A 25,370-nucleotide genomic window follows, 5' to 3' on the forward strand; every position below is an offset into this window, starting at 1 on the left:
CCGCTTTTCTATATCCTCTAAGCGCTATAATATGCGTTAGTGAATAAGCGGTTGCGCCGAGCTTGTGCGCGAGGGGTTGCGCGTGCAAGCTCGACTCGCCTGGTAGGGAGGATGCTCATGCTTGAAATGGTTTCGGTCGAAGAAGCTCGTGATCTGGTTCTTTCCCATGTTGAGACGTTGCCGGCCGAAACGGTGCCTGTTTTGGACGCCGCCGGGCGGGTTGCCGCAGCTAATTTGAAAAGCGACATCGACATTTCCCCGTTCGCGCATTCTGCTATGGACGGCTTCGCGGTTCGGGCCGCCGAACTTGTCGATGCGAGCCCGGAATCTCCGATGGAGCTTGACGTCATCGCCGAAGTGGCGGCGGGCGACACGTTCGACGGTCCCATTCGGGATGGGCAGTGCGTGCGCATCATGACTGGCGCCCCCATCCCCGATGCGGTGGACTCCGTGGTGAAGTACGAGATCGTGAAGGTGGTTACGGGCGATGGCAAGCCAAGCAGCCGGGTTGCTTTCGTCGAGCCGACCAAGCTTCGATCGAACGTGCGCGAAGCGGGCGAGGAGGCTAAAGCCAACGAGGTGGTGGTTGAGCGCGGCGAGGTTATCAACCCTGCTGGCGTAGGCTTTCTTGCGGGATGCGGCGTGGTTGAGGCGCCGGTGCATCAGCGTCCTCGCGTGGCCATCATCTCCATCGGGTCCGAGCTGGTCGATCCTTCGGAGGTCCCCGCAGCGGGCAAGATTCGCAACTCGAACAGCTACGCCTTGGCCGCCTCGGCGCGCGCGGCTGGTGCAAAGCCCGTTGTACTGCCCATCGTCGAAGACACGCAGGAGGCTTTGGCGGCGGCGATCAACGCGGCGGTGCGCGACTTCGATTTCGTGGTGACCAGCGGCGGCGCGTCGAATGGCGACTTCGATTTCATCAAGCCGGTGGTGGAAGAACTAGGCGACCTGTTGATGACCACGGTGAACATGCGCCCGGGAAAAGCGCAGACGTTCGGCGTGGTGAACGGCACGCCCGTGTTCGGCCTGCCGGGGAATCCGGCGGCTGCTTACGTGGGCTTCGAGATGCTCATCCGTCCCGCACTGCGCAAAATGCAGGGCTATACGTGCTTCGAGCGCCCGTCCGTGATGGCCAAGTTGGCGCGCGACGCCAAAAAGCGCGACCCTCGTCGCATCTTCTTGCGTTCCACCCTGTCCAAGAACGAATCGGGGGAGTACGTGGTCGAGCCTGCTCGCAACCAGAGCTCCGGTTTGTTCGGCCCCCTTCAGAAAAGCAACTGCATGGTCGTGCTGCCCGAGGGCCTGGAGGGGCGTACGGAAGGCTCGCTGGTCAGGTGCATTCTGCTGGACGTCAACGAGGAAGTTTGCCTGTAAGGTTCCGCCGTTCTGCCGAACGGCGGAACGGCTCGACGCTGCGAGGGACCGGTGCACACCGAATTCGCGCGATCCCGGAAGCTCGCGTACCCAAGGTACGCTTCGCCTCCGCGATCCCGCGAATTCGGCGCACCCCAGCCCCTCTCGCTGACTGACTACGCCAACCGGTGAGAAAGGTTTACCATGGATCGAAACATCACCTTCGCTATTATCACGTGCTCCGATACGCGCAGCTTGAAGCAAGACACGGCCGGCGCGGCCCTCGAAGCGCTCATCGCCGATAACGGCTGGGAGTGCAAAAGCCACGTCGTGGTGAAGGACGAGCGTGCGGACATTTCGGCCGCCATCGTGCATGCGTGCGACGAGCTTGATGCTGACATCGTTTTGACCTGCGGCGGAAGCGGCCTTTCTTTGCGCGATGTGACGCCGGAGGCCACGATGGACGTGTGCGAGCGCAATGTTCCGGGCATTGCCGAAGCTATGCGCGCGCACAGCTTGGCCATCACGCCGTATGCGATGCTGTCCCGCGCGCTGTGCATGCAGCGGGGCCGTCATTTGGTGATCAATCTGCCTGGCAGCGAAAAGGCAGCTCGCGAGAATTGGGACGGCATCGCGGCCGCTCTTCCGCATGCGGCCAAGATGATGGCGGGCGGCGGGCACTAGACTCGACTGGCTCTGCCTAAGCGGGCGTCGGCGATGCTTCGGTGTTGCCGACGCCCGCTGTTTTCTAAAACCCTACCGTCATGTGTAGGTTGTAGAACACGATGCGCGTGACAAGCACGGCGGCCAGCACCAGGGCGCTTGCCGCAATGCGCAAAATGAACGTGAGACGTTCCGCTTGCCCGCGACGAAGCGAGAAGCCGGCGGCCGCTACGCCCGCAACGCCAAGCACAAGGTGGGTCGCTATAGCCGCCGGATATCGTGGAGCCAGGGAAGTGGCGGCAATTTCGTTGTTCGCTATAAGCGATAGGCTGGCATCGTGCATGATCAGTACCGCAGTACCGGCGATCAAAGCCAGGCAGGCCGCAGCGAACAAGCCGATTTCCAGGCCGAAGGGCCGTGCGTGGGCCATTTCCAGGAACAGCATTCCCAGCACGGGCCCAGCCAGCAGGGCGGAAAGAACCAGGTTCGCCGGCGAGTACGGCGTGTCCCAGGTGGGAACCGTGTGCACGGAATACGCGGTGGACGTTGCCGCGATCAGCACGATGCCCGCGATGCACGAAAGCACGAGCCACGGCTTTGCCACGGCATCGGGGAAGCGCTGCTTGAACGCCGTCATCCAGTACGATCCCACAAGAAACAAAAACGCCACAGCCGAGAGCACTTCGTTCGATAGCGGCGATCTTCCGATGCCGGAAAACACGTGCAGCGCGTTTGCCGGCGTTCCCAGGTGCGTTGCCGAAGCGATGAACCCGATCAACGCCACGGAGAACGGAAGCGCGATCACGCGATCGATGCGCACGGCGGCTTCGCGGTTGCGGACGCCCAGTCGCGCGCAAGCCAGCACGATGAACGCCACGACGCCTGCCGGAGCAAGCGAGGTGAACAAGGCGAGCGAGAACGAATCGAATCCGCTGTTCATGCGATGCCCGCTTCCTGGCGGTTGGCGATGCGTCCGCCGCCGTCCGTCGCGCGCTCGGCGGCGGGCGACGGGAGTATGAGCAGGTTGGGGTCGGTCGCATCCTCAGGGGGAAGTGGCATGATGGAGCGTACCGCGGTGGGGTACCGTTCGGCCAACGTGCCCGCCGCTGCGAAGTCGAGCGCGCGCACGGGGCATGCTTCCACGCAGATGGGGGCCTGCTCGTTCGCGACGCGCGTGCGGCATCCGTCGCACTTGCTCGATCGCTTCAGCTCTTGATCGATGCGGGGGGCATGGTAGGGGCAGGCCATGGTGCAGTAGCCGCATCCGATGCACTTGCGTACGTCCGGCCACACCAAATCCAGGTCGTCTTTGTGCATGGCGCCGGTGGGGCATACCTGCGTGCATACTGGGCTGTTGCAGTGGTTGCAGGCGATGGAGATGTGATATGCGTAGGCATCTTGGTAAAGCGTGCCGTCGTTGGTGCGCGTCCAGCCGCCGCCTTCGTAGTCAAGAACCATGCGAAATGCCAGCTCGGAGCCATGGTCGTGGTAGTCCTTGCACGCAAGGACGCAGGTTCTGCATCCCGTGCATCTTGTGTTGTCGAAGAAAAATCCCCGTGGCATGGCATCGCTTCCCGTACGGCCGGCTGATTGTCGGCTCCCTCTCGTCTGGGCCTATTATAACGGTAAGCCGGCGCGCCGCTTGAGTGCAGCGCGCCGGCCGGGGAGGGGTGCTTGGTTCGTCGGTCTATGCCAGCGTTACTTCCTTTTCGTTGGCGATGGCGCCGGTCTTGTCGCCGGGCTCTTTCGCCGCCGGGCAAGGCAGAATGGCGATAGAGGGGTTCGTCGTGTCGGGCGAGGGCATGGGCGCAATGCCGGCCACGGTGCCTTGGTGCTTCGCGCGCAGCTCTTCAATGTCGCCGAACTCAAGCGCGCGCAGCGGGCATGCCTCCACGCAGATGGGGCTCTTGCCCTCGGCCACGCGGTCGGCGCAGCCGTCGCACTTCACGCCGCGGCCGATCTCCTTGTTGACGATGGGCACGTTGTAAGGGCACGTCTCCACGCAGGCCCCCACGCCGGTGCACTTCTCGTCGTCGATATGCACCAAGCCGTTTTCCGGGTCTTTCACGATGGCACCCTGCGGGCACTTCGCCATGCAAGCGGGCTTTTCGCAATGCTGGCAGCCCAGCGACACGTGGTATGCGTACGTGTCGGAGGTGAACGTGCCGTCGCCCGCGTCCGTCCAGGAGCCGCCTTCGTAGTCGTATACGCGGCGGTACGCTATGTTGGCGGGCAGATCCTTGTAGTCCTTGCACGCCATTTCGCAGGTGCGGCAACCCGTGCAGCGCGTGCTATCGAAGTAAAATCCATACTGAGTCATGTCGTCTTCCCCCCTTTATGCCTTGGTGACTTGAGCGATGATGGAGTGCGCGGGGCCGTTGCCCTTTGCCAGCGGCGTGGGCTTGTACGTGGTCAGCGTATTGACGCATGCGCCTTCGTCCACGCGGTCACCGCTCATGTTGGCCTTGTGCCAAGCGCCCTGCGGAATGCCGATGGTGCCGGGCACGATACGCGGCGTCACCTTGGCTTCGATGCGGATCTCGCCTGCCGGGCTCTTCACGGCCACCTTGTCGCCGTCTTTGATGCCGCGCGGATCGGCGTCCATCGGGTTGATCCACAGCTGTTGACGGGCCACGGCTTCAAGCTCGGGGATGAACCCGAACGAGGAGTGCGTGCGGCTCTTGTGATGGAATCCCGAGCAGTACAGCGGGTACTCGTCGGTGACGGATCCGTATCCCTGGAAGCCAGGCGTGAATACGGGGATGGGGTTGATGACCTCGTCCTCTTTGAGCTCCCACGTAGCGGCGATGGTCGCCAGCTGCTCGGAGTAGATCTCGATCTTTCCGGAAGGCGTGCCCAGCGGGTTTTTCGCCGGATCGTCGCGGAAGTCCTTCAGTCCGATGGACGGCTCGAGCGCGCGCTTGTAAATGCCCTGCGCCTTGATCTCGTCCCACGTGGGCATCTTGCCGTCGGCCTTGGCGCCCTCTTCGTACAGGTGCTGTATCCATTCCTCCTGCGTGCGGCCTTCGGTGTACTCGTCCTTCTTGCCGAATTTGTCGGCGATGTCCGCGCACACGTCGTAGCTGGTGCGGCACTCGCCCGGGGCCTCCTGGGCCGGTCCGCCCACCACGACGGCCGTGTAGTACTCGGAATAGCCCTGCGTCTGCATGTTCAACTGCTCGGAGCGCATGGCGTCGGGCAGCAGGATGTCTGCGTACTTGGCGGAGTCGGTCATCACCGTGTCCCATACCAAGATGAATTCCAGCTTGCTTTCGTCCTGCAGCACTTCGTGCGTGTAGTTGATGTCGCCGTGCTGGTTGGTGATGCAGTTGCCGGCGTAGTTCCACAGGAACTTGATGTCGCTGCCCAGCTTGTCGGCGCCGATGATTCCCGCATTGGTGGCGGTCATGTCCTTGCCGTGGTCGACGGCGTTCACCCACTGGTACACGGGGATGGCGGTCTTGATGGGGTTCTTGAACGGCAGGGAGCCGACCAAGTACGTGGGCGGCTCGGCCTCGCGCTGGCCCGTGTTGGTGCCCGGTAGGCCCAGCTGGCCGATCAGGATAGGCAGCATGCTGATGGCGCGGGCCGTGTCCTCGCCGTTGGTGTGGCGCTGCGATCCCCAGCCCTGGCAGATGAACGGAGCCTTGGCGGCGGCGATGGCAGCGGCCAGCTCGCGGATCTTGTCCGCCGAGATCTGCGTGATGGGGGCGGCCCACTCGGGGGTCTTCTCAACCATGTCGTAGCCGGTACCCATGATGTAGTCCTTGTAGGACTTGTTCTGGCCCTTGGCGGACTCGGGCATGGTGTCCTCGTCGTAACCGACGCAGTATTTGTCCAGGAACTCCTTGTTCACCTGGCCGTTGGCAATCCACTCGTGCGCGATGGCGGAGCACAGCGCAGCGTCGGTGCCGGGGCGGATGGGCAGCCACTCGTCCGGATGGCCCGATGCAGACTCGTTCAGGCGGTAGTCGATGTTGATGATCTTGCCGCCGCGGCCGTTGACGGCTTCGCGCACCTTGGCGAAGTCCCACACGGCGTTCGCGCCGCCCATGCGGGTTTCGGCGGGGCTGTTTCCGAACATGACCACCAGGTCGGATGCGCGCTCGGCCTCGGAGAACGAGGAGGCGTTCACGTTGTCGTACGGGCTGTAAACGCTGCCCTTCTCCTTGTCGCTGCCGAACATGTACGGCATGACGGCCGACATCATGTGCGTGGAGTAATCGTAGCCCTGGTTGATGAAGCCGCCTAGCAGACTGAGCAGGCGCTTGCTGGGGTTGCGCCCGGTGGTCGAGTACATGCCGGTGGCGTAGTTCACGTAGATGGCTTCGTTGCCGTACGTGTCGATGACGCGCTTGAGCTCGCTTGCAATGGTGTCGATGGCCTCGTCCCAGGAAATCTGCTCGAACTTGCCTTCCCCGCGCTTGCCAACGCGCTTCATGGGATACAGCAGGCGGTCAGGGCTGTTGATCCAGCGGCGCATGGAGCGGCCGCGCAGGCAAGCGCGCGCTTGCAGGTCGGCGTCGCCCGTGTTGTCGGATTCCATGTAGACGATCTTGCCGTCGCGGGAATGCCACTGGAAGACGCAGTTGCCGCCGCAGTTCACGTTGCACTGGCTCCAAGCGATCTGGTCGCTTGTCGCGGCGGCGCCGTCTTTCGCGGTTTCCTCGGCCTTGGGTGCGCAGCCGTAGAGCGCGGACCCGGCAGCTCCTGCGAGCGCGACGCCCGCGAGCGACCCTTTGACGAACGTGCGGCGCGATAGCGTCGATTCGTGTACGGTCATAGTTCCCTCCTCTGACTATGGTTGTTCCTCTCGCCGTGGTCAAAAGTACCGGAAACCGGCGGAAGAAGAATCACACTCGTCATGTGATTTAAGGGTAAAACCCCAGGTCGCGATATAACCATACCGCAAAAATCGCCAAGGTGCCTTCTTGCGAGACGACGCTCGTATGCTACCATGCTTTGCAGTATGGTACCGGAGGGGGTGGCAGCTACATGACGCAATCGACGGCGCGGACGCACGTGTCCAGTTGGGGCTATGCGTGCTTTTTGACGGTGAACGCGACGTCTATTTGGGGAGGCGTCTTTCCGTTTCTGCCGCTTGAGTTTCAAACGGCAGAAGTCACGCTGACCTTTTTCCTTGCGCAGGCTTTGGCGTTCGGCGGAGCCTTCGTTGCCAGCATGTTCGGTTCCTATTACGTTCCCGGCGGCGCCCGTCGCATGCTGGTTTCTTTGAGCGCGCTTTTGGTGTTTGGCGGCTCGGCGTGCCTCATCGGCGCCATGTACGCTACCGTGGCCACCCTTGTGCTGGTGGCCGGCGGCGGCGTTTTGCTGGGCGTCGGCTGTGCGGGCATGTTCATGTTGTGGCAGCGTTATTTCGCGTCGTTGCCGGCGGAGCGGGGCAACTTGCGCTTGATCGCGGGCACGGCCATAGCCCCGTTCATCTATTTCGCACTGTATTTGGTTCCTATTGCGTTAACGGCCTTTTTGATTCCGCTCGTGTTCGTTCCGCTGTGCGGTTTGTGCATTGCCCTTTCGGTGCGCGAGATGCGCGTTGACCAGCCGATGTTCGAGGACGTTCCGCGTCAGCACCCGCGCGTGTACCGTCAGGCCATATCCGATTATTGGCGAAGCGCCCTGTGCGTAGGATCGCTTGCTTTAGCCAGCGGCGTCATTCGCGGCATTGCGCTTCTGCACGAAGAGATTGCCGCGGTGGTGAACAGCGCGTCCATGCTGGGCTCGTTCGTCTCGGCGGCGGTGCTGTTGGTGCTGTGGTATCGCATGAGCTTTCGCTTCGGCCTTACGTCGGTGTTTCGCGTGGTGTATCCCGTTATTATCACGGGGTTTTTGCTGCTGCCGTTTTTGGGTCCGATATACCTGAACCTGTTCGCGGGCTTTACGTATATGGTGTTCTCGCTTGTTCAGATGCTTATGATGATGCAGTGCGCGCAGGTTTCGCGCGACCGCGGTATCAACCCCGTGTTCATTTACGGGTTCTTTGGCGGTGTTGCCTACATTATGCAAAGCGTGGGATTCTTGCTAGGCTGGGTGAGCGATTTCGTGTCCGTGGACGGGCGCGAGTGGCTGTTCATCGTGGCGATGGCGTCAAGCTACGTGCTGGGTCTTACCCTGCTTGCGGCAACGGGCACGCTGTTCAAGTCGATTGCTTCTAAGGGGACCGTGACGGCGGATCCTATCGAGTTCCTGCCTCTGGGCATTTCCCAGGCGTCGGGGCGCGCTGCCCGCAAGGCGATCGCCGGTGTCGATGGACCTACCCAGGACGCCGATCCGTCGTCGCGCAAGGGCGCGTCATCCAAGAAGCGTCGCAATCGTCCTTCGGCCTCCGAAGATGCGGGTGCCATACGGGACCGCACGTCGAAGCAGTGCTTGCAGCTGCAGGAGCGCTACGGCCTGTCCATGCGCGAGACCGAGGTGACCGAGCTTATCGCGCGCGGAAACAGCATGGCGACTATTGCCGAACGCCTGGTCATCAGCGAGAACACGGTGCGCACCCACGCCAAGCACATTTACACGAAGCTGGACATCCACAAGCGTCAGGAGCTTTTGGACATGCTGCACGAGCTGGACGGGTAGGGCTTCTCGCGCGTCGCGCGGGCGGCGCGCGTGGAGGCCCCTGGTGCTGGGCGTCGGGCGTGCGCTGCGGCGGCGCGCGTGGAGGCCCCTGGTGTCGGGTGTCGCGCGGGTGCTGCGGGCGGAGGCCCCGGGCGTCGCGCGGGTGCCGCGGGCGCGGCATGCCGCTTGCGCACGAAAAACCGCTGTCGCTGGCAGGTTCTGACGGTTTGAGGTCGTCTGACCCGGCGGCACGAGCGTCATCGAAAGCGCGATGCGGAAGCCCGGCTTCCTGATCAGGCAAAACGAAAACCGGGCCGAACGACAGCGAAGCCGAGGCCCGGCATGACGACCTCAAACCGTCAGAACCTGCCAGCAAACGGGTTTTTTCGCGCGCAACCTCGCATGTAACCCTGTATGCAACTCTGCAGAGAAGCGCTTCCGGGATGGCTGCGCTCGGGAGGGGGAGGGTCGCTCGTGCGAACGGCGCCCCGCGCGAACGGCAGCCCTTGCGTTCGGATTCCGCCTGCGCGCAAGGCCGGAAGGCGGCTGCGCGGCACGTGCGGCTAACGTCGGGGTGTTGCGCTCGCGGCGGTCCCCGGGCCGGTCGAACATTGCAGTGTTATACTGGTGCCCGATCGACTGAAAGGCATGCAGCATGACGGCACAAGAGCTTCCCAACGGATTCACCGGCTTCGCGAATCGCAAGCCGCTCGGCTTCGAATCGGCGCGTTCGGCCATCAACGCGAACGCGCGCGGCGCGGGGTCGTCGGGCGGGCAAAGCGCGTACGAAGCGACCTCGGCGGCGTTCAACAGCGGCGCGGAAGGCGCGTTCCAGTACGCGCGCGACCATGCTCGCCCCGATGACGAGCCGGCGCAGTTCGATCCCGATAAACTGCGCCTGATCCCCACCACCGATCGTCGATGGGCCTGGACCGAGATCGACCTCAACGCGATTCGCTACAACGCCACCATGATCAAGCAGCGAGTGGGAGCCGGCGTGCGCGTGATGGCCGTGGTCAAGGCCGACGCGTACGGACACGGTGCGGTGAAGTGCGCCAAAACCGCGCTCAATTCCGGGGTGGACTACCTGGGCGTTGCTACCGTGGACGAGGCGATCGAGCTGCGCGAAGCCCTGGTGAACGCCCCTATTCTGGTGTTGTCCCAGCCGCCGCTTTCCGCTATTCCGCTGCTGCTTGCGTACAAGGTCATGCCAAGCGTGTACACGCCCGAGTTCGCTATCCAGTATGCGGAAACGGCCGATGCATACGGCATGAAGGCGCCCTACCATTTGGCGGTGAACACCGGCATGAACCGCATCGGCGTCCGTCACGACGAAGTGGTCGAGTTCATGGGGCAGGTGAGCTTCCATCGGGCGCTGGATTTGGTGGGCACGTTCACGCACTTCGCCACGGCGGATTCCGCCGAAACGCTGGATTTCCAGATCCAGGTCAAGCGCTTCATCGAGGCCGTTACCGCGCTGAACGTGGCGGGCTTCAATCCCGGCATCGTGCATGCGGCCAACACGGCGGCCGCCATTCGGTATCCCGACGTGCATTTCGACATGGTGCGCCTGGGCGTGGGCCTGTACGGCCTGCATCCCTCGTCGGTGACGCGTCCGCTGATCGACCTGAAGCCGGTCATGAGCGTGCACGCGCGCATCTCCGATGTGCGCACGGTGCCCATGAGCGAGGGCGTGAGCTACGGAATGAACTACCGCAGCCCCGGCAGCGTGAAGATATGCACGCTGCCCATCGGGTACGCCGACGGCTTGCGCCGCGGGCTTTCCGGCAGGACCGACGTTATCTTGAAGGGGCAGCGCTGCCGTCAGGTGGGCAACATTTGCATGGACCAGTGCATGTTCGAAGTGGACATGCGCACGTATGCGAACCGGCTCAAGCTTGACCCGCAAATCGGCGACGAAGTGCTGTTGGTGGGCCGTGAAGGCGATTCCGTTGTGACCATCGACGACATGGCGAACACCCTGGGGACCATCAACTACGAGGTTGCCATCGGGTTCAGCCATCGTATGCCCAGGTATTACGTGTAGACGGGGGACCGCATGACCAAACCGCACATCCCTTTGGACGATATTCGCGCGCAGGTGGAAGCGTGCCGGAAGTGCCCGTTGGCCGACGGCCGCACGCAAACCGTGTTCGGGGTGGGGAACCCCGAGGCGCGCGTGCTGATCATCGGGGAGGCGCCCGGTAAGAACGAGGACCTGCAAGGGGAGCCGTTCGTCGGCGCGGCGGGCAAGTACCTCAACGAGCTTTTGGCGGTGGCGGGCCTCACGCGCGAAGACGTGTTCATCGCCAACGTGCTGAAGTGCCGCCCTCCGGGAAACCGCAATCCGCGGCCTGAGGAAATAGAGCTGTGCGCTTCGTATCTGCGCGAGCAGACGCGCACCATCGATCCGGATTTCATCGTGACGCTGGGCAATTTCTCCACGAAGTTCATCTTGAAAACCGACATCGGCATCACGCGCTTGCACGGCACGCTGCAGCGCGCGGGCAAGTTCAAGGTGTTTCCCATCTTCCACCCGGCCGCAGCGCTGTACGACGGCAGCAAGCGCGAGGCGTTGGAAAACGATTTCACCACTTTGGGCGAGCTTTTGCGCGCGGCCGACGCCGAATAGCGTCGGCGCACGCCGTGCGCTATCCGTTGCATCATGCAGCCCCGTCCCCTGGCGAAGATGCCCTTCGCCGGGGGACGGGCGTTTCTACAGCCATTTCTTCCGTTTGAAAATCGCGAGCTCCACCAAGATGATGACGATGGACAGCGCGATGACCGCCTGGTAACCCCACGACCAGTCTATGCCGGGCATGTGCGCGAAGTTCATGCCGAACCAGCTGGTCAGCAGCGTAAGCGGGGCAAAGAGCGTGGTGACCACGGCGAAGAACTTCATGGTGTTGTTCTGCTGTATGTCTATCTGCGCTTGGTACAGCTCGCGCAGCTGCAGGCTGTACTCCTTGAGCGTGAGCGAGCGTTTGAGCAGGCGCTCCACCTGCTTTTGCAGCGAAAGGAACAGGCGCGTTTCTTCGCGCGCGAGCATCTTGTTCTCGTTTTCGGCAAGGCTGCTGGTCATGTCCACCAGCTGCTGATAGTACGTGTCGATGCGCAGTAGCTTGCGGCGGAACAGCAGCATGCGGCGATTGCTTGCGTCCATGCCGCGGTCGATGATGGCCTCCTCGACGTCCTCCATCTGGTCTTCCAAATCTGCCAGAAACGCAAGGTCTCCTTTTATGAGCAGCTTCATGCACTCGAACAGGCAGTGAGCCGTTGTGGGCTGCTTCAGTACGCCTTGTTCGGCAATGGCGCTCAGCAACCGCTCGCACGTACCGCTTTCGTCCAGGAAAACCAGTCGGTCCCTGTCGAGATAGAACGTGAAGCAGGTGGGGTCGTCAAGGATGCGCGCTTTGTCGGGGACGGCGAACGACCCGACCAAGCACGAGGGAAATACGTCGAGATACGTGTTTTCGGCCGAAGCGAGCAAACGAAGCGCTTGCTTCCCCTCTTCGCTCGGCGCGGTTAGGCTGTCGAGCTCCGGGGGCGCTGCCGCTATGGCGACGGGCCGGCCGTGCGCGAGATCCTGCAGGGAAGAGACGGGCGTCATGCGGTTGTCGAGGGCGTAGATGCGTGCCACGGGCTCCTCCTTGGGGTGCGAACATTCGGACGGCTCCACGTTTCGAGCCTACCATGCGGCCTGGACGGGCATACGGTCCGTCAACGGTTCGTTGCCGTTGCCGGCGCCGTTGGCGGGCCGTTGCGACCGCTCGCGCGAGGGGCTTTGCGGAAGGGCGCTCATCCGCGCGCGTCGGATACCTTTGGCCGTGTGGAAACACGTCCGAAACAATACCCCTAAACCCCGTTTGCTATACTGGCGGCCTTATCAAGTTCGAATCGGCACCGATACCCGGTGCTGTTTTTGTTCTGAGACGAGACGAGAAGGGTGAGGGCGAGTGTATCCCATCGAACGAGTTGAGGCGTTGAACCCCGAAGTCACCCGCATGGTTGTGCGGGCTCCCGAGATTGCGAAGAAAATCAAGCCGGGTCAGTTCATTATGCTGCGCATTGACGAGCGCGGCGAGCGCATCCCCTTGACCATGAACGATTGCGATGCGCAGGCGGGCACCGTCACGATCGTGTTTCAGGCGGTTGGGGCAACGACGATGCGCCTAGCGAACATGAAGGCGGGCGATTCCCTGCTGGACTTCGTGGGCCCGCTGGGGAACCCGACCGAGCTTGCCGGTGCGCGCCGCGCGTGCGTGATCGGTGGCGGTTTGGGAACCGCTATTGCGTATCCCCAGGCCAAGTGGCTGTATGAGCAAGGTTGCGAAGTGGATGTGATCACGGGATTCCGTAACGCCGACCTCGTTTTGTTCGAAGACGAGATCAACGCCAGCTCCACGCGTCAGATCATCATGACCGACGACGGATCGAACGGCAACAAGGGCTTGGTCACGCAGGCGCTTCAGCAGCGCATCGACGAGGGCGCGAACTACGACCTGGTGCTTGCCGTGGGCCCGGTCATCATGATGAAGTTCGTGGCGGCCACCACGAAGCCTTACGGCATCAAAACCCTGGTTTCCATGAACCCCCTGATGATCGACGGTACGGGCATGTGCGGAGGCTGTCGCGTGAAGGTGGGCGACGAATATCTGCATGCGTGCGTGGACGGTCCCGATTTCGATGGGCATCTGGTCGACTTCGACGACGCGATGCGTCGCGGGGTGATGTACCGCTCGTTCGAATCGGCGGCGCGGGATGCGGCGGCGGGTCGAATAGCCTCCGAAGGCCGCAATTGCGGGTGCGCGTCTGCGCATGGCGACCGGAAGGGGGCCTAACATGGCGCGGACCAGCTACGAAGTGAACAGGCAGAAGACGATGGTTCCCATGCCCGAGCTGGATCCCGTCGAGCGTGCCAAAACGTTTGACGAGGTCGCGCGCGGGTATTCCGCCGAAGAGGCCATGCTAGAAGCGCGTCGCTGCATTCAGTGCCCGACGCGTCCCTGCGTGCACGGTTGCCCGGTGGGCGTCCCCATTCCCGATTTCATCGAGCAGGTTGCCTTGGGGAATTTCGCTCGGGCGTACGCCATCGTGAAGAGCGCGAGTGCTCTGCCGGCGGTGTGCGGGCGCGTGTGCCCGCAGGAAACGCAGTGCGAGGGCGTGTGCACGCGCGGCAAGAACGGCGAGCCGGTCGGCATCGGTCGCTTGGAGCGTTTCACGTCCGACTGGGCGTTCGAGCATCCGCAGGAGGCCGCCGCCGCGATTGCCCAGCAGCGCGCCGAGGAAGCCGCCGCTCCCGTTGCGGATGCGGATGGCGAAACCGCCGTTGTGCCCCATGTTGACCTTTCGGGCAAGCGCGTGGCCGTGGTGGGGTCCGGCCCGGCGTCGCTCACGTGCGCTGGCGAGCTGGCTAAGCTCGGCTGCGACGTGACGGTGCTTGAGGCGCTGCACAAGCTGGGCGGCGTGCTGACGTACGGCATCCCCGAGTTTCGCTTGCCGAAAGACCTGGTTGAGCGCGAGGTTTCCAAGCTGGGAGACAGCGGCGTCTCGTTCGAGCTGAACACGTTGGTGGGCAAGCTCTACGATATCGACGAGCTTTTGAACGAACGCGGATTCGACGCCGTGTTCGTGGGAACGGGCGCTGGCCTGCCTGCTTACTTGGGAATCGAGGGCGAAGGGCTCAACGGCGTCATGGTGGCAAGCGAGCTGCTGACGCGCGTGAACCTCATGAAGGCGTACCAGTTCCCTGCGTACGATACGCCGGTGTATGCGGGAAAGCGCTGCGTCGTGGTGGGCGGCGGCAACGTTGCCATGGATGCGGCGCGCACGGCGAAGCGCTTGGGCGCGGACGTCACCGTGGTGTATCGGCGCAGCCGCGACGAGATGCCCGCGCGTGCGGAGGAAGTGCACCATGCCGAGCAGGAGGGCATCCGCTTCCAAATGCTGACGAACCCGAAGCGGGCGATCGGGAGCGAGGACGGCTGGGTGACCGGCTTGGAGTGCGTGCGCATGCAGTTGGGCGAGCCCGATGCAAGCGGGCGCCGTCGTCCCGAGGAGGTTGCGGGCAGCGAGTTCGTGATCGACATCGACATGCTGGTCATGGCCGTGGGATCCAAGACGAACCCGCTTATCGCCAAGACGACGCCCGGCTTGGAGGTTACGCCTCGCAGCCTTATCGTTGCCGACAAGCGCACGTGCGCAACGTCGCGCCGCGGCGTGTTCGCGGGCGGCGATGCGGTGATCGGCGCGGCTACGGTGATCTTGGCCATGGGCGCCGGGAAGCGCGCAGCTGCGGGTATCGCGGAGTATTTGTCGCAGCAGTAGCGGCTGTCCGGCCGTCGTGCTGCTTGCGGGGTGTTGTGCTATCTTGGGGGCGAGCGTTTCGTGCGAAGCGCTCGCTTTCGTTTTGCAGAGGAGCTGATCATGGAATTCGACCCTATCGCCTACATCAACGAGCCGCACTGGCAAGCGTCCCGCCTGGGGCTCGACCGCATTCGCGAGTTGCTGGACCGTTTGGGCCGCCCGCAGGATCGCATGCGGTTCGTTCACGTGGCGGGCACGAACGGGAAGGGGTCGACAAGCGCGTTCCTATCTTCCATACTGCGCGCCGCCGGATTGCGCACGGGGCTGTTCACCAGCCCGTTTATCGAGACGTTCGAGGAGCGGATTCGCGTGGACGGACGTTCCATTTCCTTGGAAGACCTTGCGGCGGTAACGCTGGAGGTCAAAGACCACGCCGAAGCGATGGCCGCCGATACGGGCGATCATCCCACCGAGTTCGAACTGATGACCGCTGTTGCCATCGAGCATTTCGCGCGCAGCGGATGCCAGATCGCCGTGCTTGAAGTGGGGTTGGGGGGTCGCCTTGATTCCACGAACGTCATAGATGCCCCTGAAGTTGCGGTCATCACGCGCATCGGCCTGGATCATACGGCTTTGCTGGGCACCACGCTTGCCGCGATCGCCGGCGAGAAAGCCGGCATCGTGAAAGCGGGTTCGACCGTCGTGTCGTGGCCGCAAGAGGCCGAGGCCATGGCCGTGATCGAGCGCGTTGCGGCGGATTGCGGCGATGCGCTGGTGAATCCCGATGTTTCTTGTTTGGACGTGCGGCCGGTCGAGCATCGCGTTACGGAAGCGGGGGAGGTGCATGTTCGGCCGTTCTCCTATTGCGGCGAATCGTACGAAACGCAGCTTCTTGGCCGGTATCAGCCGATGAACGCGGCGCTTGCCCTTGAGGCCGCGTTCGCGTTGCGCTTGCGCGGGTGGGATATTTCGGACGAGGCGTTGCGCGCGGGCGTCGCGCAGGCGCAGTGGCCGGGTCGTTTCGAAGTGCTGCCAAGTCGGGACGACCGACCGGCGTTTGTGATAGACGGCGGGCACAACGCCCAAGGCGCGCAGGCGCTCGCGGATTCCTTGCGCGACGTGTTCCCTGATCGCAAGGCTGTGTTCGTGATCGGAGTGTTGGAGGACAAGGATTACCCCACCATGTTGGAAGCGGTTTTGCCGCTGGGCAGCGCGTTCGTGGCCGTTGCGCCCCCGAACCCCCGCGCCCTTTCGGCGGCGAAGCTGGCGCGCGCCATTCGATGGACGGGGCAAGATCTGCTCGGATGCTCTGCGTGCGTGAATCCCTACGAAGCGCGCGATTTCGACGACGCGGTGGCCAAGGCTTGCGAACTGGCCGGTTCCGACGGGTTGGTGTGCGCGTTCGGCAGCTTGTACAGCATCGCCGCGCTTCGGGCTGCCATGCGTCGAGCGGGCTGGTAGCGCCTGCGCGCCCGTGACTCGATTTGCGGCTTGCCGTCGCGACTCGGCCTGCGTCAGGCTGCTGCTGCTACTCGGCCTGCGGCTTGCTGCCGCCGTGCGCGAAGGGCTTGCGCACGAAAAGTCTCTCTCGCTGGCAGGTTTTGACGTTTAGGGGTCGTCGAGTTGGGCATCGCGTTTGCCGCCGCGCGACCTGCGTTTTGTTTCCGCTGGTCACAGCGTTGGCCTGCTTCGTCGCGCTTTCGGGTGCGCCCGATTCGCAAGCTCCGACGACCTCAAACCGTCAAAACCTACCAGCGAACGTGTTTTTTCGCGCGCAAGTCCTGCCTTTGCCGGGACGGCGCCTCTTCGATACTAACTTGAGGGCGACTTCGCATCTGGAAACGGGCTTCGGCCGTGATTTTTTGCCGACGCAGCCGAATGGCCTATCCAACGTGCGTCCGTTTAGAGTCAAGGACCTCTTCGCAGCCTCTGCAGAAATGAGATTATCTGAGATTTGGAGCAGTAAATTACCGTATCAACGGAAATAGCTCATCGGAGACTACCTAGGCTTGTTGCTATAATTCCTCACCAATAAATCCCCGATGGAAGGAACCATCCATGGCCGTGAATGTGACGGAAGGGAACTCCGTATCCGGAAATACGGTAAAGTTCTCATCCTATGCCCTACGTAAATGCCTTATCGGTTTTGGCGCCGTTAACGGTGTGTTGAACGCTGTCATATTCTGGTTCATGCACAGCGGCGATATGACCGTGCAGTTCGATTTCGTTGGCATCGTGGCCGATCTTGTTATCACGGGCCTCATTTTGGGTGCGATTCTGTTCGCATGCGCAGCGCCTCTCACCAAGAGGGATATGCGGGCCGGCGCATTCGTCTCGCCTGAGACGTTCGGGGGTGTTGCGGGTGTCGTTCCGCGTAGTTATGGTGTGGCGATGCTGGTTGTAGCCGTCGTCGCGGGAGCTTTCATGGGGTTGCTGGGCGTTGTCGCCGCATCCGCCCTTTCTGCACCTATCTCCGTGGCGACCATGATGGCGCTCAAGGGCTGCGCGTGCGCTTTCGGCGGAGCAGCGGCAGGTTACCTGTCCCTGGTGTTCACGGTGCGGTCTTTTGGCGGCAGGTAGGTTGTTTTGCGCAGGGCTAGCTGGCGTTAATCCTTCCGACGCATGAAAAAGGACCCCTGAGGGGTCCTTTTTCATGGATGGCGAAGCGTTACAGCGAATCTACGTACTGCACCAGGTCGCCTACGGAGTTCAGGCCTTCAGGCTCTCCGAAGTCGACTTCGCACTTCTCTTCGAGGTCGCAGATGAGCTCTACCATGTCGAGCGAATCGATGCCCAAGGAGTCGAACGTGGACTCTTCCGTCACGTTGGCGGGATCGATGTCCAGGTTCTCCTGCAGCACTTCCTTGATGGTGTCGATAGTGGGCATGAAGCTTAATCCTCCTTTTGCTTGAGCAGGCCGTAGCCGCCGCCGTCACGGCGATACAGTACGTTGACCAGGCCGCTGTCGCGGTCGGTGTAGGCGTAGAAGTCGTGGCCCAGAAGGTCGATCTGAACCAGCGCCTCTTCTTCGGTCAGCGGTGCGAATTCCATTTCCTTCACGCGAACAACCTCGTCGCCGGCAAGCTCTTGCATGAGGCCGTCAACGTCGAGCTCTCCAGCAGCGGCGGGCTGGATGCGGATGGTCTCGTCTTCGGCGCGCAGTTTGCGGTCGATGACCTTCGTCTTGTATTTGCGCAGCTGACGTACCACCTTAGCGGCGGCGACGTCGATGGCCGCGTACATGTCTTCTTCGCTTTCTTCAACGCGAATGATGTGGCCCTTCGTGCGCAGCGTCACTTCGCAGACGGCGGGGCGAGGGTTGGCGGGGTTCTTCTCGACGAACAGAACGATTTCGGCTACGAGAGGATCGATGTCCATGACCTTCATGGAGTTGCCGATCTTTTCTTCGGCGTACTGACGCAGTGCATCGGTTACAGGCATTTTGCGTCCGGTGACGGTAATGCTCATAGCAATCACCTCTTACCTCGTGGCGAATAAAAAAACAGCTCGATCAAGCGCCTGGCCTGGTCATGCGGGCAAAAAGAAGCTTTTTTCGTCGCATTGCAAGCCGACTCCTTTCGTCGAACTGATAGGAATAGCATAGCGCAAAACCCTTTGTTTTGGAGGGCTATTTTGCACCATGTTATGAAATCGGTTTAAAAACGTAGCGTGGATACAAGGAAGTGCCGGGCGATGGTGGATAATACGAGGGTGTTTTAGGGGAGCGCCGCGTGCCCGGCTCCCGCGATGACAGGCAAGAGAGGCGCCCCGGAAGGGTCGCGGGCATGCGCTAAGGCAATTATGACTGATACGAACCAAGAAGGCACTCAGCGTATTTTCATTTCGGAGGTTCAGGGCCATCAGGCTCGATATTGGAAGCTCATCCAGTTCACTCATTCGTCTACGAAGGCTGCGGGCGCAATGCTGCTGGCGGCTGTGGTTGCGCTTGTTGTCGCGAATACGGGCGCGTACGATGCCTTTATCCATTTTTGGCACACGGAAGTGGGCTTTTTCTTCGGGGATGCGTTCGCCGGCATGTCCATGGCGCACATCATCAACGACATCTTCATGGCCATCTTCTTCTTGCTGGTGGGTTTGGAGGTCAAGTACGAGTTGACGGTGGGCGAGCTGACGAACATCCGCCAAGCTCTGCTGCCTATTATGGCGGCGCTCGGCGGCGTGATCGTGCCGGTTGGCATCTACCTGCTGTTCAACGCGACGAATCCTGAAACGGCTCACGGCTGGGGCGTTCCCACCGCAACCGACATCGCGTTCGCTCTGGGCATCCTGGCCTTGCTGGGCAATCGCGTTCCTAGCGGCGTTCGCGTGTTCCTGAGCACGCTTGCCGTGGCCGATGACATCATGGCTATCCTGGTCATCGCCATCTTCTACGGCCAGAGTCCTTCGCTGTTCTGGCTGGGGGCCGCCGCGGCGGTGCTGGTGGTGCTGGTTTTGATGAACCGCAGCCATATTTATTCGCTTGTCCCGTATTTGCTGGTGGGCGCTGTGCTGTGGTACTGCGTGTTCATGTCGGGCGTGCACTCCACCATCGCCGGCGTGCTGCTGGCCTTCGCCATCCCGTCGGGCTCGCGCGTTGACCTGAAGAGCTTCACCGACTGGTCGGGCACCAAGGTGCGGCAAGCGCACGAGGCGTTCCAGCCCGAGACGCCGGTTATCGCGCAGGGCAAGTACATCGAGACGGTTTCGTCGCTGAGCCGCGTGGCGCGTCAGGTGGTGCCCCCCGCGACGCGTTTGGAGCACAAGCTGTACCCGTGGGTGTATTTCGCCATTCTGCCGCTGTTCGCGCTGACGAACGCCGATGTGAGCTTTACCGGCGTGGACGTTGGGGCCATGCTGACCGACCCTGTTCTGTACGGCGTTCTGCTTGGTTTGCTGGTGGGCAAGCCGCTTGGCATCATGGTGATGAGCTTCGCCATTGTGAAGAGCAAGCTGGCGTCGCTTCCCGAGAACGTGAACTGGGGGCACATGCTGGGCGCGAGCATCCTGGGCGGCGTTGGCTTCACGATGGCTATTTTCGTTGCTAACCTGGCGTTCGACGACGAGGTCCTGGTGGCTACGGCGAAGCTGGGAATTCTGGCGGCGTCGCTTCTGGCGGGCATCATCGGCTTTCTGTTCCTGCTTTTGCAGGCGAAGCGCGCCCATAAGCGCGGCGTGGCTTACCTGTCCACGGCTCGCGAGGACGACGAGAACCTGCAGACGGCCGACCGCGATGCGGCGCGCGAGTACGAGGAAATGCTGCGGGACATCGAGAACCCTCAGATGAAGGAGGAGTTCGCGGCTGCTCATTCGCGGGGCCACATGTTCGAGATCGTGGTCGATCTGGGCCCGACCGGTCTTTTGGGCGGCGGCTCCATCGGGGACGTTCGCGAGGCGCTGCGCGAGGAGGTGGCGCGCGTGCTGCGCGAGGAGGGCAAGGAAGATCTGCTGGAGCAGGTGCAGGAGGATTTGCACGAGAACCAGGATAAGCCTCCGCTGGTAAGCGTGGAGGAAGCCTTGGTGCGCGAAGGCGGCGAGGCGGCTCGACAGCGCGCGTTGCGTCGCGAGGAAGATGACGTTACCGGTATGTCCGGGAAAGAATAGAAGCCACGTTGCGAAGGAATGACATGGAAGCAGCTGCTATCGTTCTAGCTGCGGGTGCGGGCACCCGCATGAAGTCCAAGAAGCCCAAGGTTGCCCACGAGGTGCTGGGAAAACCGCTGGTTCGCTGGGTGGTGGACGCGGCCCGCGAAGCTGGTGTGGACCGCGTGGTTTCCGTGGTGGGGCATGCTCGCGAGCAGGTGATTCCGCTGATCGAGGGCGATACGCAGGCGGTTGTGCAAAGCGAGCAGAACGGCACGGCGGGCGCGGTTCTGGTGTGCGCGGACGCGCTTGCCGACTTCGACGGCTCGCTGGTGGTGCTGTCGGGCGACTGCCCGCTTATCACGCCCCGAACGATTGCGCAGCTGGTCGAGGCGCGCGAGCGCGATAACGCTGCCGTGGTGGTGCTGACCATGGAGCTGGACGATCCGTTCGGGTACGGGCGCATCGTGCGCGACGAGCGGGGCTCGGTGGCGCGCATCGTGGAGCAGAAGGACGCAACGCCCGAAGAGGCGGCTTTGCGCGAATGCAACTCCGGGTTCTACTGCTTTGACGCGCGTGCTTTGTTCGACGCGCTGGCCCAGGTTGGCAACGACAATGCCCAGGGCGAGTTCTATTTGACCGACGTGCTGGAGATTTGCCGCCGTGCTGGCCGTCCGGTGCTGGCGCTGCCGTGCGATGACGCTTCCGAGTGCCTGGGCGTGAACTCGCGTGCGCAGCTGGCTGAGGCCACGAAGCTGCTGCAGCGTCGCATCAACGCTGGTCACATGGCGAATGGCGTGACCATGACCGATCCCGACCAGGTGTGGATCGGACCGGACGTGGTTATCGAGCAGGATGTCGAGCTGCTGCCCCAGACGTTTTTGATGGGGTCCACGCGCATAGGCGAAGACAGCGTGGTCGGGCCGAATTCCCGCCTGACCGACACGGTGGTGGGCCGCGGCTGCACGGTTGACGAGACCGTGGCCGTGGAAGCGCGCCTGGACGACGGCGCGACGGCTGGTCCGCGCGCGTACCTGCGCCCTGCCGCCCATCTGTGCGAAGGCGCGAAAGCCGGCACGCACGTGGAGATCAAGAAGTCCACGGTGGGCAAGGGGTCGAAGGTCCCGCATCTGTCCTACATCGGCGACACGACCATCGGCGAAGACGTGAACATCGGCGCGGGCTCGATCACCTGCAACTACGACGGCAAGAAAAAGTGGCCGACGGTTATCGGCGACGGTGCGTTCGTGGGCAGCGATACCATGATGGTGGCGCCGGTCACCATCGGCGCGGGCGCGATCATCGGTGCGGGATCGTGCATTGCCAAAGACGTGGCGGCCGACGCTTTGGCGCTGACGCGACCCGAGCAGCGCGAGATTCCCGGTTGGGCCGCCAAGAAGCGCGCAAGGCAAGCGGAAGCGTAGGAACGCGGAAAAACGGAAACTGCGACGGGGCGAGAGATCGCCCCGTTTTTCATATACGCATTGTCGCCCGAAACGTACGGTTTTTGCGGGGATTCCGTACGTTTCGGGCGACAATGCTCTGCGGCGCGCCGGTCAGAGGAGGGGTTGCGACGCCGCGCACGGAAATGCGCGATCGGTTGGCGCGCGCAAGGTGGAGGCCGTATTTCGGCCGCTGTTTGTCTGCTCCAAATGAACGCGAGCCGCATATGAAGCCGCTCGACATCATAAATTCCACCGTTTTACCAGTTCATAGCCGTTTCTCATCCATTATTGGTGGGGTTTTTGCTCGTGCAATCACCCATAAATATTCAAGGTTTCGGGGAAACTTCACGAACTATGGACGTTCCTGCCGCGCTCTTCTCGCCATAAGGTGAAAGCGTTCTGAACCAATGGCGGATGATTTGAGCGAGGGAAAAGGGAAGGCCATGAACGACGATACGGTTAACACCGTCGAAGGCGTTGACGCCGTTGTCAAGCGTCTCAATGCGAACCATGCCAACACGTTGGCGTTGTGCGCCGTGCTGTCTGTGTGTGAGCAGCGTATGCCGTACCGCGATGCCGAGGCTCGCATCGACGAGAGGCCCGAGTTGGGGCTCGGTACGCAAAATGCCCACGCGCTGCTTCGCATCATGGTGGACTGCGGCGGAGTGGCGGCTGTTGAGGTTCCCGAACCCGTATATGCATCGGGCGAAGAGAAACAAGATCAACCCGTTGATTATATCGTGCAAACCACCGCAGCCGGCGCTGCCGCACTTGCGCAGTTCGAACCTACGAGACGGTTCGGCGATGTGCTGCGCGACGAGCCCCCAAGCTACGCGCAGGCATACGCTGCCGTGCTCGCGCTTTGCGAAGGCGGCGCGACGAAGGATGCCATTGAGCGGATACTCGGCGAATACTCTGCGCCGAGCGCCTCAAGGCAGGTGTATCCCAGCTATTTCATCTCCAAGTTGGAGACCGTGGGAGGTCTTGCATGGGACGGCTTGTGGAAGACGACGGATGCCGGTTGGCAGATGCTGGCCATGATCGGGTAAAGCGCTGCCCGATCGTTTTGGCTCCGCGTACAAGCGAGCGTTCTATCTGAGATACGAGTATTCCAAGCACCATCAGCAAAGACGAGATATAAGGAGGAGGGAACATGACACAGCCTACCATCACGCGACGCAGTTTCGTGAAGTCGGCGGCGGCGCTGGGCGCTGCATGCGGTTTGGGCGTCGCAGTGGGCGACGACCTCGTAAACGTAGATCCGGCGCATGCCGACACGGGCGGCGACGTGAAGATCGTGAAGACGGCCTGTCGCGCCTGCATTGCAAGCTGCGCCGTGCTGGCACACGTGAAGAACGGTCGCGTCATCAAGATCGAGGGCAATCCCGAAAGCCCCATGAGCCAAGGTGGTTTGTGCGCGAAAGGCATGGCCGGCATTCAAGCGCTTTACCATCCCAATCGCAACAAGTATCCCATGCGTCGCGTGGGCGAGCGCGGTCAGAATCAGTGGGAACGCATTACCTGGGACGAGGCTATTACCGAGATTGCCACGAAACTCATCGAGATCGATGAGAAATACGGCTCTGAATGCGTGGCCGTGTCCACCGGCGGTGGCGGCAATCCGCACTTCAGCAACGTGAAGCGCTTCGGCGAGGCCATCAACACGCCCAACGTCTGGGAGCCCGGTTGCGCGCAGTGCTACCTGCCGCGCATGGGCGCTTCGCAGCTATCGAACGGCATGGGCAAGCCGAACAACCTGTCCTTCAGCGACTCCAATGGCTGGGATTACTACTTCACCGACTCTCCGGTTGATTCGCTTGTGCTGTGGGGTACCGACCCGTCGAACAGCTCGGTGGCTACGGGAGGTCGTGCGCTGGCCGAGCTGCGCGCTCGCGAGCAGGGCTTGAAAACCGTGGTCATCGACCCGCGCATGACGATGGACGCCGCCAAAGCCGAAGTGTGGCTGCCTATCCGTCCGGGAACCGATGCTGCGCTGCTCATGGCCTGGACGAAGTGGATCATCGACAACAAGAAATACGACGAGGACTTCTGCACGAACTGGACAAACATGCCCTACCTCGTGAACCCCGAAACGCGCCTCACGCTCAAGCCCACTGAATGCGGCCTCGAAGGCACCGACAAGGACTACGTTATCTGGGATCCGGCACGGGGCAAGCCCGTCGTGCTGGAGTACCCCATGAACGAAGGCGTGGTGCCCCCGCTGTTCGGTACGTACGAGATCGACGGCAAGCAGTATCCTACGGGCGGCCAGATGCTCAAAGAGAGCGTGGACGAGTTCACGTTGGCTAAAGCTGCTGAGATCTGCTGGCTCGACGAGGGGCAAATCGAGAAGGCGCTGGAGATCTACACGACGGGCCAGTCCGGCATCATGCAGGGCGTGCCCATCGACCAGTACGAGCAGTCTCAGCAGTGCGCGCTCGGCGCCCTCAACCTCGAATACCTCATGGGCAACGTGCAGAAGCCCGGGGCCATGTTGCAAAGCTTCAAGCCTTGCCCGGCACGCGATCAGATTCCCAACACGCCTCGCTTTCTCAAGAAGGAGAAGATGCTCAAGCGTCTGGGCGTGCAGGAGCACAAAGGCCTGCTCGATTGGGATATGGCGTTCATTCCCGCGGTGTTCAAGGCTATGAAGGACGGCGATCCCTACCAGATCCATGCATGGTTCGAGCGCTCCGGCAACAAGCACGTGGTGCTTGGCAACGCGACGTGCCTCGACGAGATCGTGCCGAACCTCGATTTCATTTGCCATATCTTCATGTACCCGACGGCGTTTTCCGTGCTGTGCGCCGACATGCTGCTCCCCTCCGCCGAATGGCTGGAAACCAACCTGGTCATCCCGCAGCTCAACGCTGTCGTCATTCGCCAGGCGGTCACCCACCTGTTCGAGACGGTGGAAGAGGGCCTCATCTGGACGCAGATTGTGCAGAAGATGGCCGAGATGGGCAACGTTCATGCGCAGGAGGCTTTCACAGCCGAAGGCACGAACGGCATCCCCATGTACAAGAACGAGTACGAGAAGCAGAAGCTGCACTTGAACAAGCTTGACATGACCTGGGAAGAGGTGTGCGAGAGGGGCGTGTTCGAGTGGTGCACTGAAGAGGAGTACCGCACGTACTACGGCTATAAGGCGGTTGACGCAGCCACGGGTAAGGCCAAGGGCTTCGGGACGCCTTCCAAGAAGTGCGAAGTGTACTGCGAATCAAACACCATTTTGGGTCGCACGGGCTTTCCTTGGTCGCAGTGCTTCGAGGAGAAGAACCTTGTGCTGGAGCCGGCATCGAAGGACTACGAGCCGCTGTGCTACTACAAAGAGCCGGCCGAGAGCCCGCTTACGGATACCGAGTATCCTCTGGTGCTGACCGAGGGGCGTCTGCCGATGTATCATCACGGCACGCTGCGCAACATTCCGTACCTGCGTGAGATATACCC

Annotated in this window: 20 protein-coding genes; 13 read left to right on the forward strand and 7 right to left on the reverse strand. The window is 62.1% G+C overall.

Going from position 1 to position 25,370, the window contains the following annotated elements:
* Positions 1 to 117: 117 nt before the first annotated feature.
* Both glp and ACMNI9_RS11145 read left to right on the forward strand, forming a co-directional pair.
* The gene (gene glp, locus ACMNI9_RS11140) at positions 118 to 1,374 is read left to right on the forward strand and encodes a gephyrin-like molybdotransferase Glp (protein ID WP_216529380.1); all 1,257 of its coding nucleotides are present in this window, start codon (positions 118 to 120) and stop codon (positions 1,372 to 1,374) included.
* Between the two features lie 183 nt (positions 1,375 to 1,557).
* Positions 1,558 to 2,037, forward strand: a complete 480-nt coding sequence (locus ACMNI9_RS11145; protein ID WP_114567392.1) for a MogA/MoaB family molybdenum cofactor biosynthesis protein — start codon at positions 1,558 to 1,560, stop codon at positions 2,035 to 2,037.
* Positions 2,038 to 2,101: 64 nt separating this feature from the next.
* On the opposite strand, the gene ACMNI9_RS11150 is transcribed toward ACMNI9_RS11145, so the two are convergent.
* From ACMNI9_RS11150 to ACMNI9_RS11165, 4 genes are all read right to left on the reverse strand, one after another.
* Positions 2,102 to 2,956: a dimethyl sulfoxide reductase anchor subunit family protein gene (locus tag ACMNI9_RS11150; RefSeq protein WP_418832145.1), complete on the reverse strand. Its 855-nt coding sequence runs from the start codon at positions 2,954 to 2,956 to the stop codon at positions 2,102 to 2,104.
* Entirely contained in the window at positions 2,953 to 3,579 is a 627-nt protein-coding gene (locus ACMNI9_RS11155) for a 4Fe-4S dicluster domain-containing protein (protein ID WP_418832148.1), read from the reverse strand. The genes ACMNI9_RS11150 and ACMNI9_RS11155 overlap by 4 nt, the downstream gene beginning before the upstream one ends.
* A gap of 124 nt (positions 3,580 to 3,703) precedes the next feature.
* Positions 3,704 to 4,336, reverse strand: a complete 633-nt coding sequence (locus ACMNI9_RS11160; protein ID WP_418832151.1) for a DMSO/selenate family reductase complex B subunit — start codon at positions 4,334 to 4,336, stop codon at positions 3,704 to 3,706.
* Positions 4,337 to 4,351: 15 nt separating this feature from the next.
* Positions 4,352 to 6,799: a DMSO/selenate family reductase complex A subunit gene (locus tag ACMNI9_RS11165; RefSeq protein WP_418832153.1), complete on the reverse strand. Its 2,448-nt coding sequence runs from the start codon at positions 6,797 to 6,799 to the stop codon at positions 4,352 to 4,354.
* Between the two features lie 212 nt (positions 6,800 to 7,011).
* On the opposite strand from ACMNI9_RS11165, the gene ACMNI9_RS11170 reads away from it, so the two are divergent.
* From ACMNI9_RS11170 to ACMNI9_RS11180, 3 genes are all read left to right on the forward strand, one after another.
* Positions 7,012 to 8,610, forward strand: a complete 1,599-nt coding sequence (locus ACMNI9_RS11170; RefSeq protein WP_216529384.1) for a LuxR C-terminal-related transcriptional regulator — start codon at positions 7,012 to 7,014, stop codon at positions 8,608 to 8,610.
* A gap of 634 nt (positions 8,611 to 9,244) precedes the next feature.
* On the forward strand, positions 9,245 to 10,636 hold the full coding sequence (gene alr, locus ACMNI9_RS11175; protein ID WP_114567386.1) for an alanine racemase: 1,392 nt from the start codon (positions 9,245 to 9,247) through the stop codon (positions 10,634 to 10,636).
* 12 nt (positions 10,637 to 10,648) lie between these two features.
* Complete coding sequence (locus tag ACMNI9_RS11180; RefSeq protein WP_114567385.1) at positions 10,649 to 11,221, forward strand: uracil-DNA glycosylase; 573 nt, start codon at positions 10,649 to 10,651, stop codon at positions 11,219 to 11,221.
* A gap of 84 nt (positions 11,222 to 11,305) precedes the next feature.
* On the opposite strand, the gene ACMNI9_RS11185 is transcribed toward ACMNI9_RS11180, so the two are convergent.
* The gene (locus tag ACMNI9_RS11185) at positions 11,306 to 12,229 is read right to left on the reverse strand and encodes a CorA family divalent cation transporter (protein ID WP_225749771.1); all 924 of its coding nucleotides are present in this window, start codon (positions 12,227 to 12,229) and stop codon (positions 11,306 to 11,308) included.
* A gap of 316 nt (positions 12,230 to 12,545) precedes the next feature.
* Here ACMNI9_RS11185 and ACMNI9_RS11190 point away from each other — a divergent pair, with 316 nt between their 5' ends.
* The 4 genes from ACMNI9_RS11190 (at position 12,546) to ACMNI9_RS11205 (ending at position 17,475) form a co-directional block, all read left to right on the forward strand.
* Positions 12,546 to 13,430, forward strand: a complete 885-nt coding sequence (locus ACMNI9_RS11190; RefSeq protein ID WP_216529385.1) for a sulfide/dihydroorotate dehydrogenase-like FAD/NAD-binding protein — start codon at positions 12,546 to 12,548, stop codon at positions 13,428 to 13,430.
* A gap of 1 nt (position 13,431) precedes the next feature.
* A complete protein-coding gene (gene gltA, locus ACMNI9_RS11195; protein ID WP_114567383.1) occupies positions 13,432 to 14,916 on the forward strand; it encodes an NADPH-dependent glutamate synthase in 1,485 nt (494 codons plus the stop codon).
* A gap of 99 nt (positions 14,917 to 15,015) precedes the next feature.
* Entirely contained in the window at positions 15,016 to 16,356 is a 1,341-nt protein-coding gene (locus ACMNI9_RS11200) for a bifunctional folylpolyglutamate synthase/dihydrofolate synthase (protein WP_418832158.1), read from the forward strand.
* A gap of 597 nt (positions 16,357 to 16,953) precedes the next feature.
* Positions 16,954 to 17,475 (forward strand): hypothetical protein, encoded by a 522-nt coding sequence (locus ACMNI9_RS11205; RefSeq protein ID WP_418832161.1) that lies wholly within the window; start codon positions 16,954 to 16,956, stop codon positions 17,473 to 17,475.
* Between the two features lie 88 nt (positions 17,476 to 17,563).
* Here the strand turns inward: ACMNI9_RS11205 and ACMNI9_RS11210 are convergent, their stop codons facing one another.
* Both ACMNI9_RS11210 and hpf read right to left on the reverse strand, forming a co-directional pair.
* Complete coding sequence (locus ACMNI9_RS11210) at positions 17,564 to 17,782, reverse strand: acyl carrier protein (RefSeq protein WP_114567380.1); 219 nt, start codon at positions 17,780 to 17,782, stop codon at positions 17,564 to 17,566.
* A 5-nt stretch (positions 17,783 to 17,787) separates the two neighbouring features.
* On the reverse strand, positions 17,788 to 18,363 hold the full coding sequence (gene hpf, locus ACMNI9_RS11215) for a ribosome hibernation-promoting factor, HPF/YfiA family (RefSeq protein ID WP_114567379.1): 576 nt from the start codon (positions 18,361 to 18,363) through the stop codon (positions 17,788 to 17,790).
* 333 nt (positions 18,364 to 18,696) lie between these two features.
* On the opposite strand from hpf, the gene nhaA reads away from it, so the two are divergent.
* From nhaA to ACMNI9_RS11235, 4 genes are all read left to right on the forward strand, one after another.
* Positions 18,697 to 20,496 (forward strand): Na+/H+ antiporter NhaA, encoded by a 1,800-nt coding sequence (gene nhaA, locus ACMNI9_RS11220; protein ID WP_216529389.1) that lies wholly within the window; start codon positions 18,697 to 18,699, stop codon positions 20,494 to 20,496.
* 23 nt (positions 20,497 to 20,519) lie between these two features.
* Positions 20,520 to 21,899 carry a bifunctional UDP-N-acetylglucosamine diphosphorylase/glucosamine-1-phosphate N-acetyltransferase GlmU gene (glmU, locus tag ACMNI9_RS11225; protein WP_418832165.1) on the forward strand — a complete coding sequence of 460 codons (1,380 nt, stop codon included), beginning with the start codon at positions 20,520 to 20,522 and terminating at the stop codon, positions 21,897 to 21,899.
* Between the two features lie 464 nt (positions 21,900 to 22,363).
* Complete coding sequence (locus ACMNI9_RS11230) at positions 22,364 to 22,969, forward strand: hypothetical protein (RefSeq protein WP_418832168.1); 606 nt, start codon at positions 22,364 to 22,366, stop codon at positions 22,967 to 22,969.
* A 104-nt stretch (positions 22,970 to 23,073) separates the two neighbouring features.
* The coding region (locus tag ACMNI9_RS11235) for a molybdopterin-containing oxidoreductase family protein (protein ID WP_418832171.1) at positions 23,074 to 25,370 on the forward strand (2,297 nt) is incomplete at its 3' end.

This window comes from Paraeggerthella sp. (genome assembly GCF_048427265.1).
GTDB classification, from domain to species: Bacteria; Actinomycetota; Coriobacteriia; order Coriobacteriales; family Eggerthellaceae; genus Paraeggerthella; species Paraeggerthella hominis.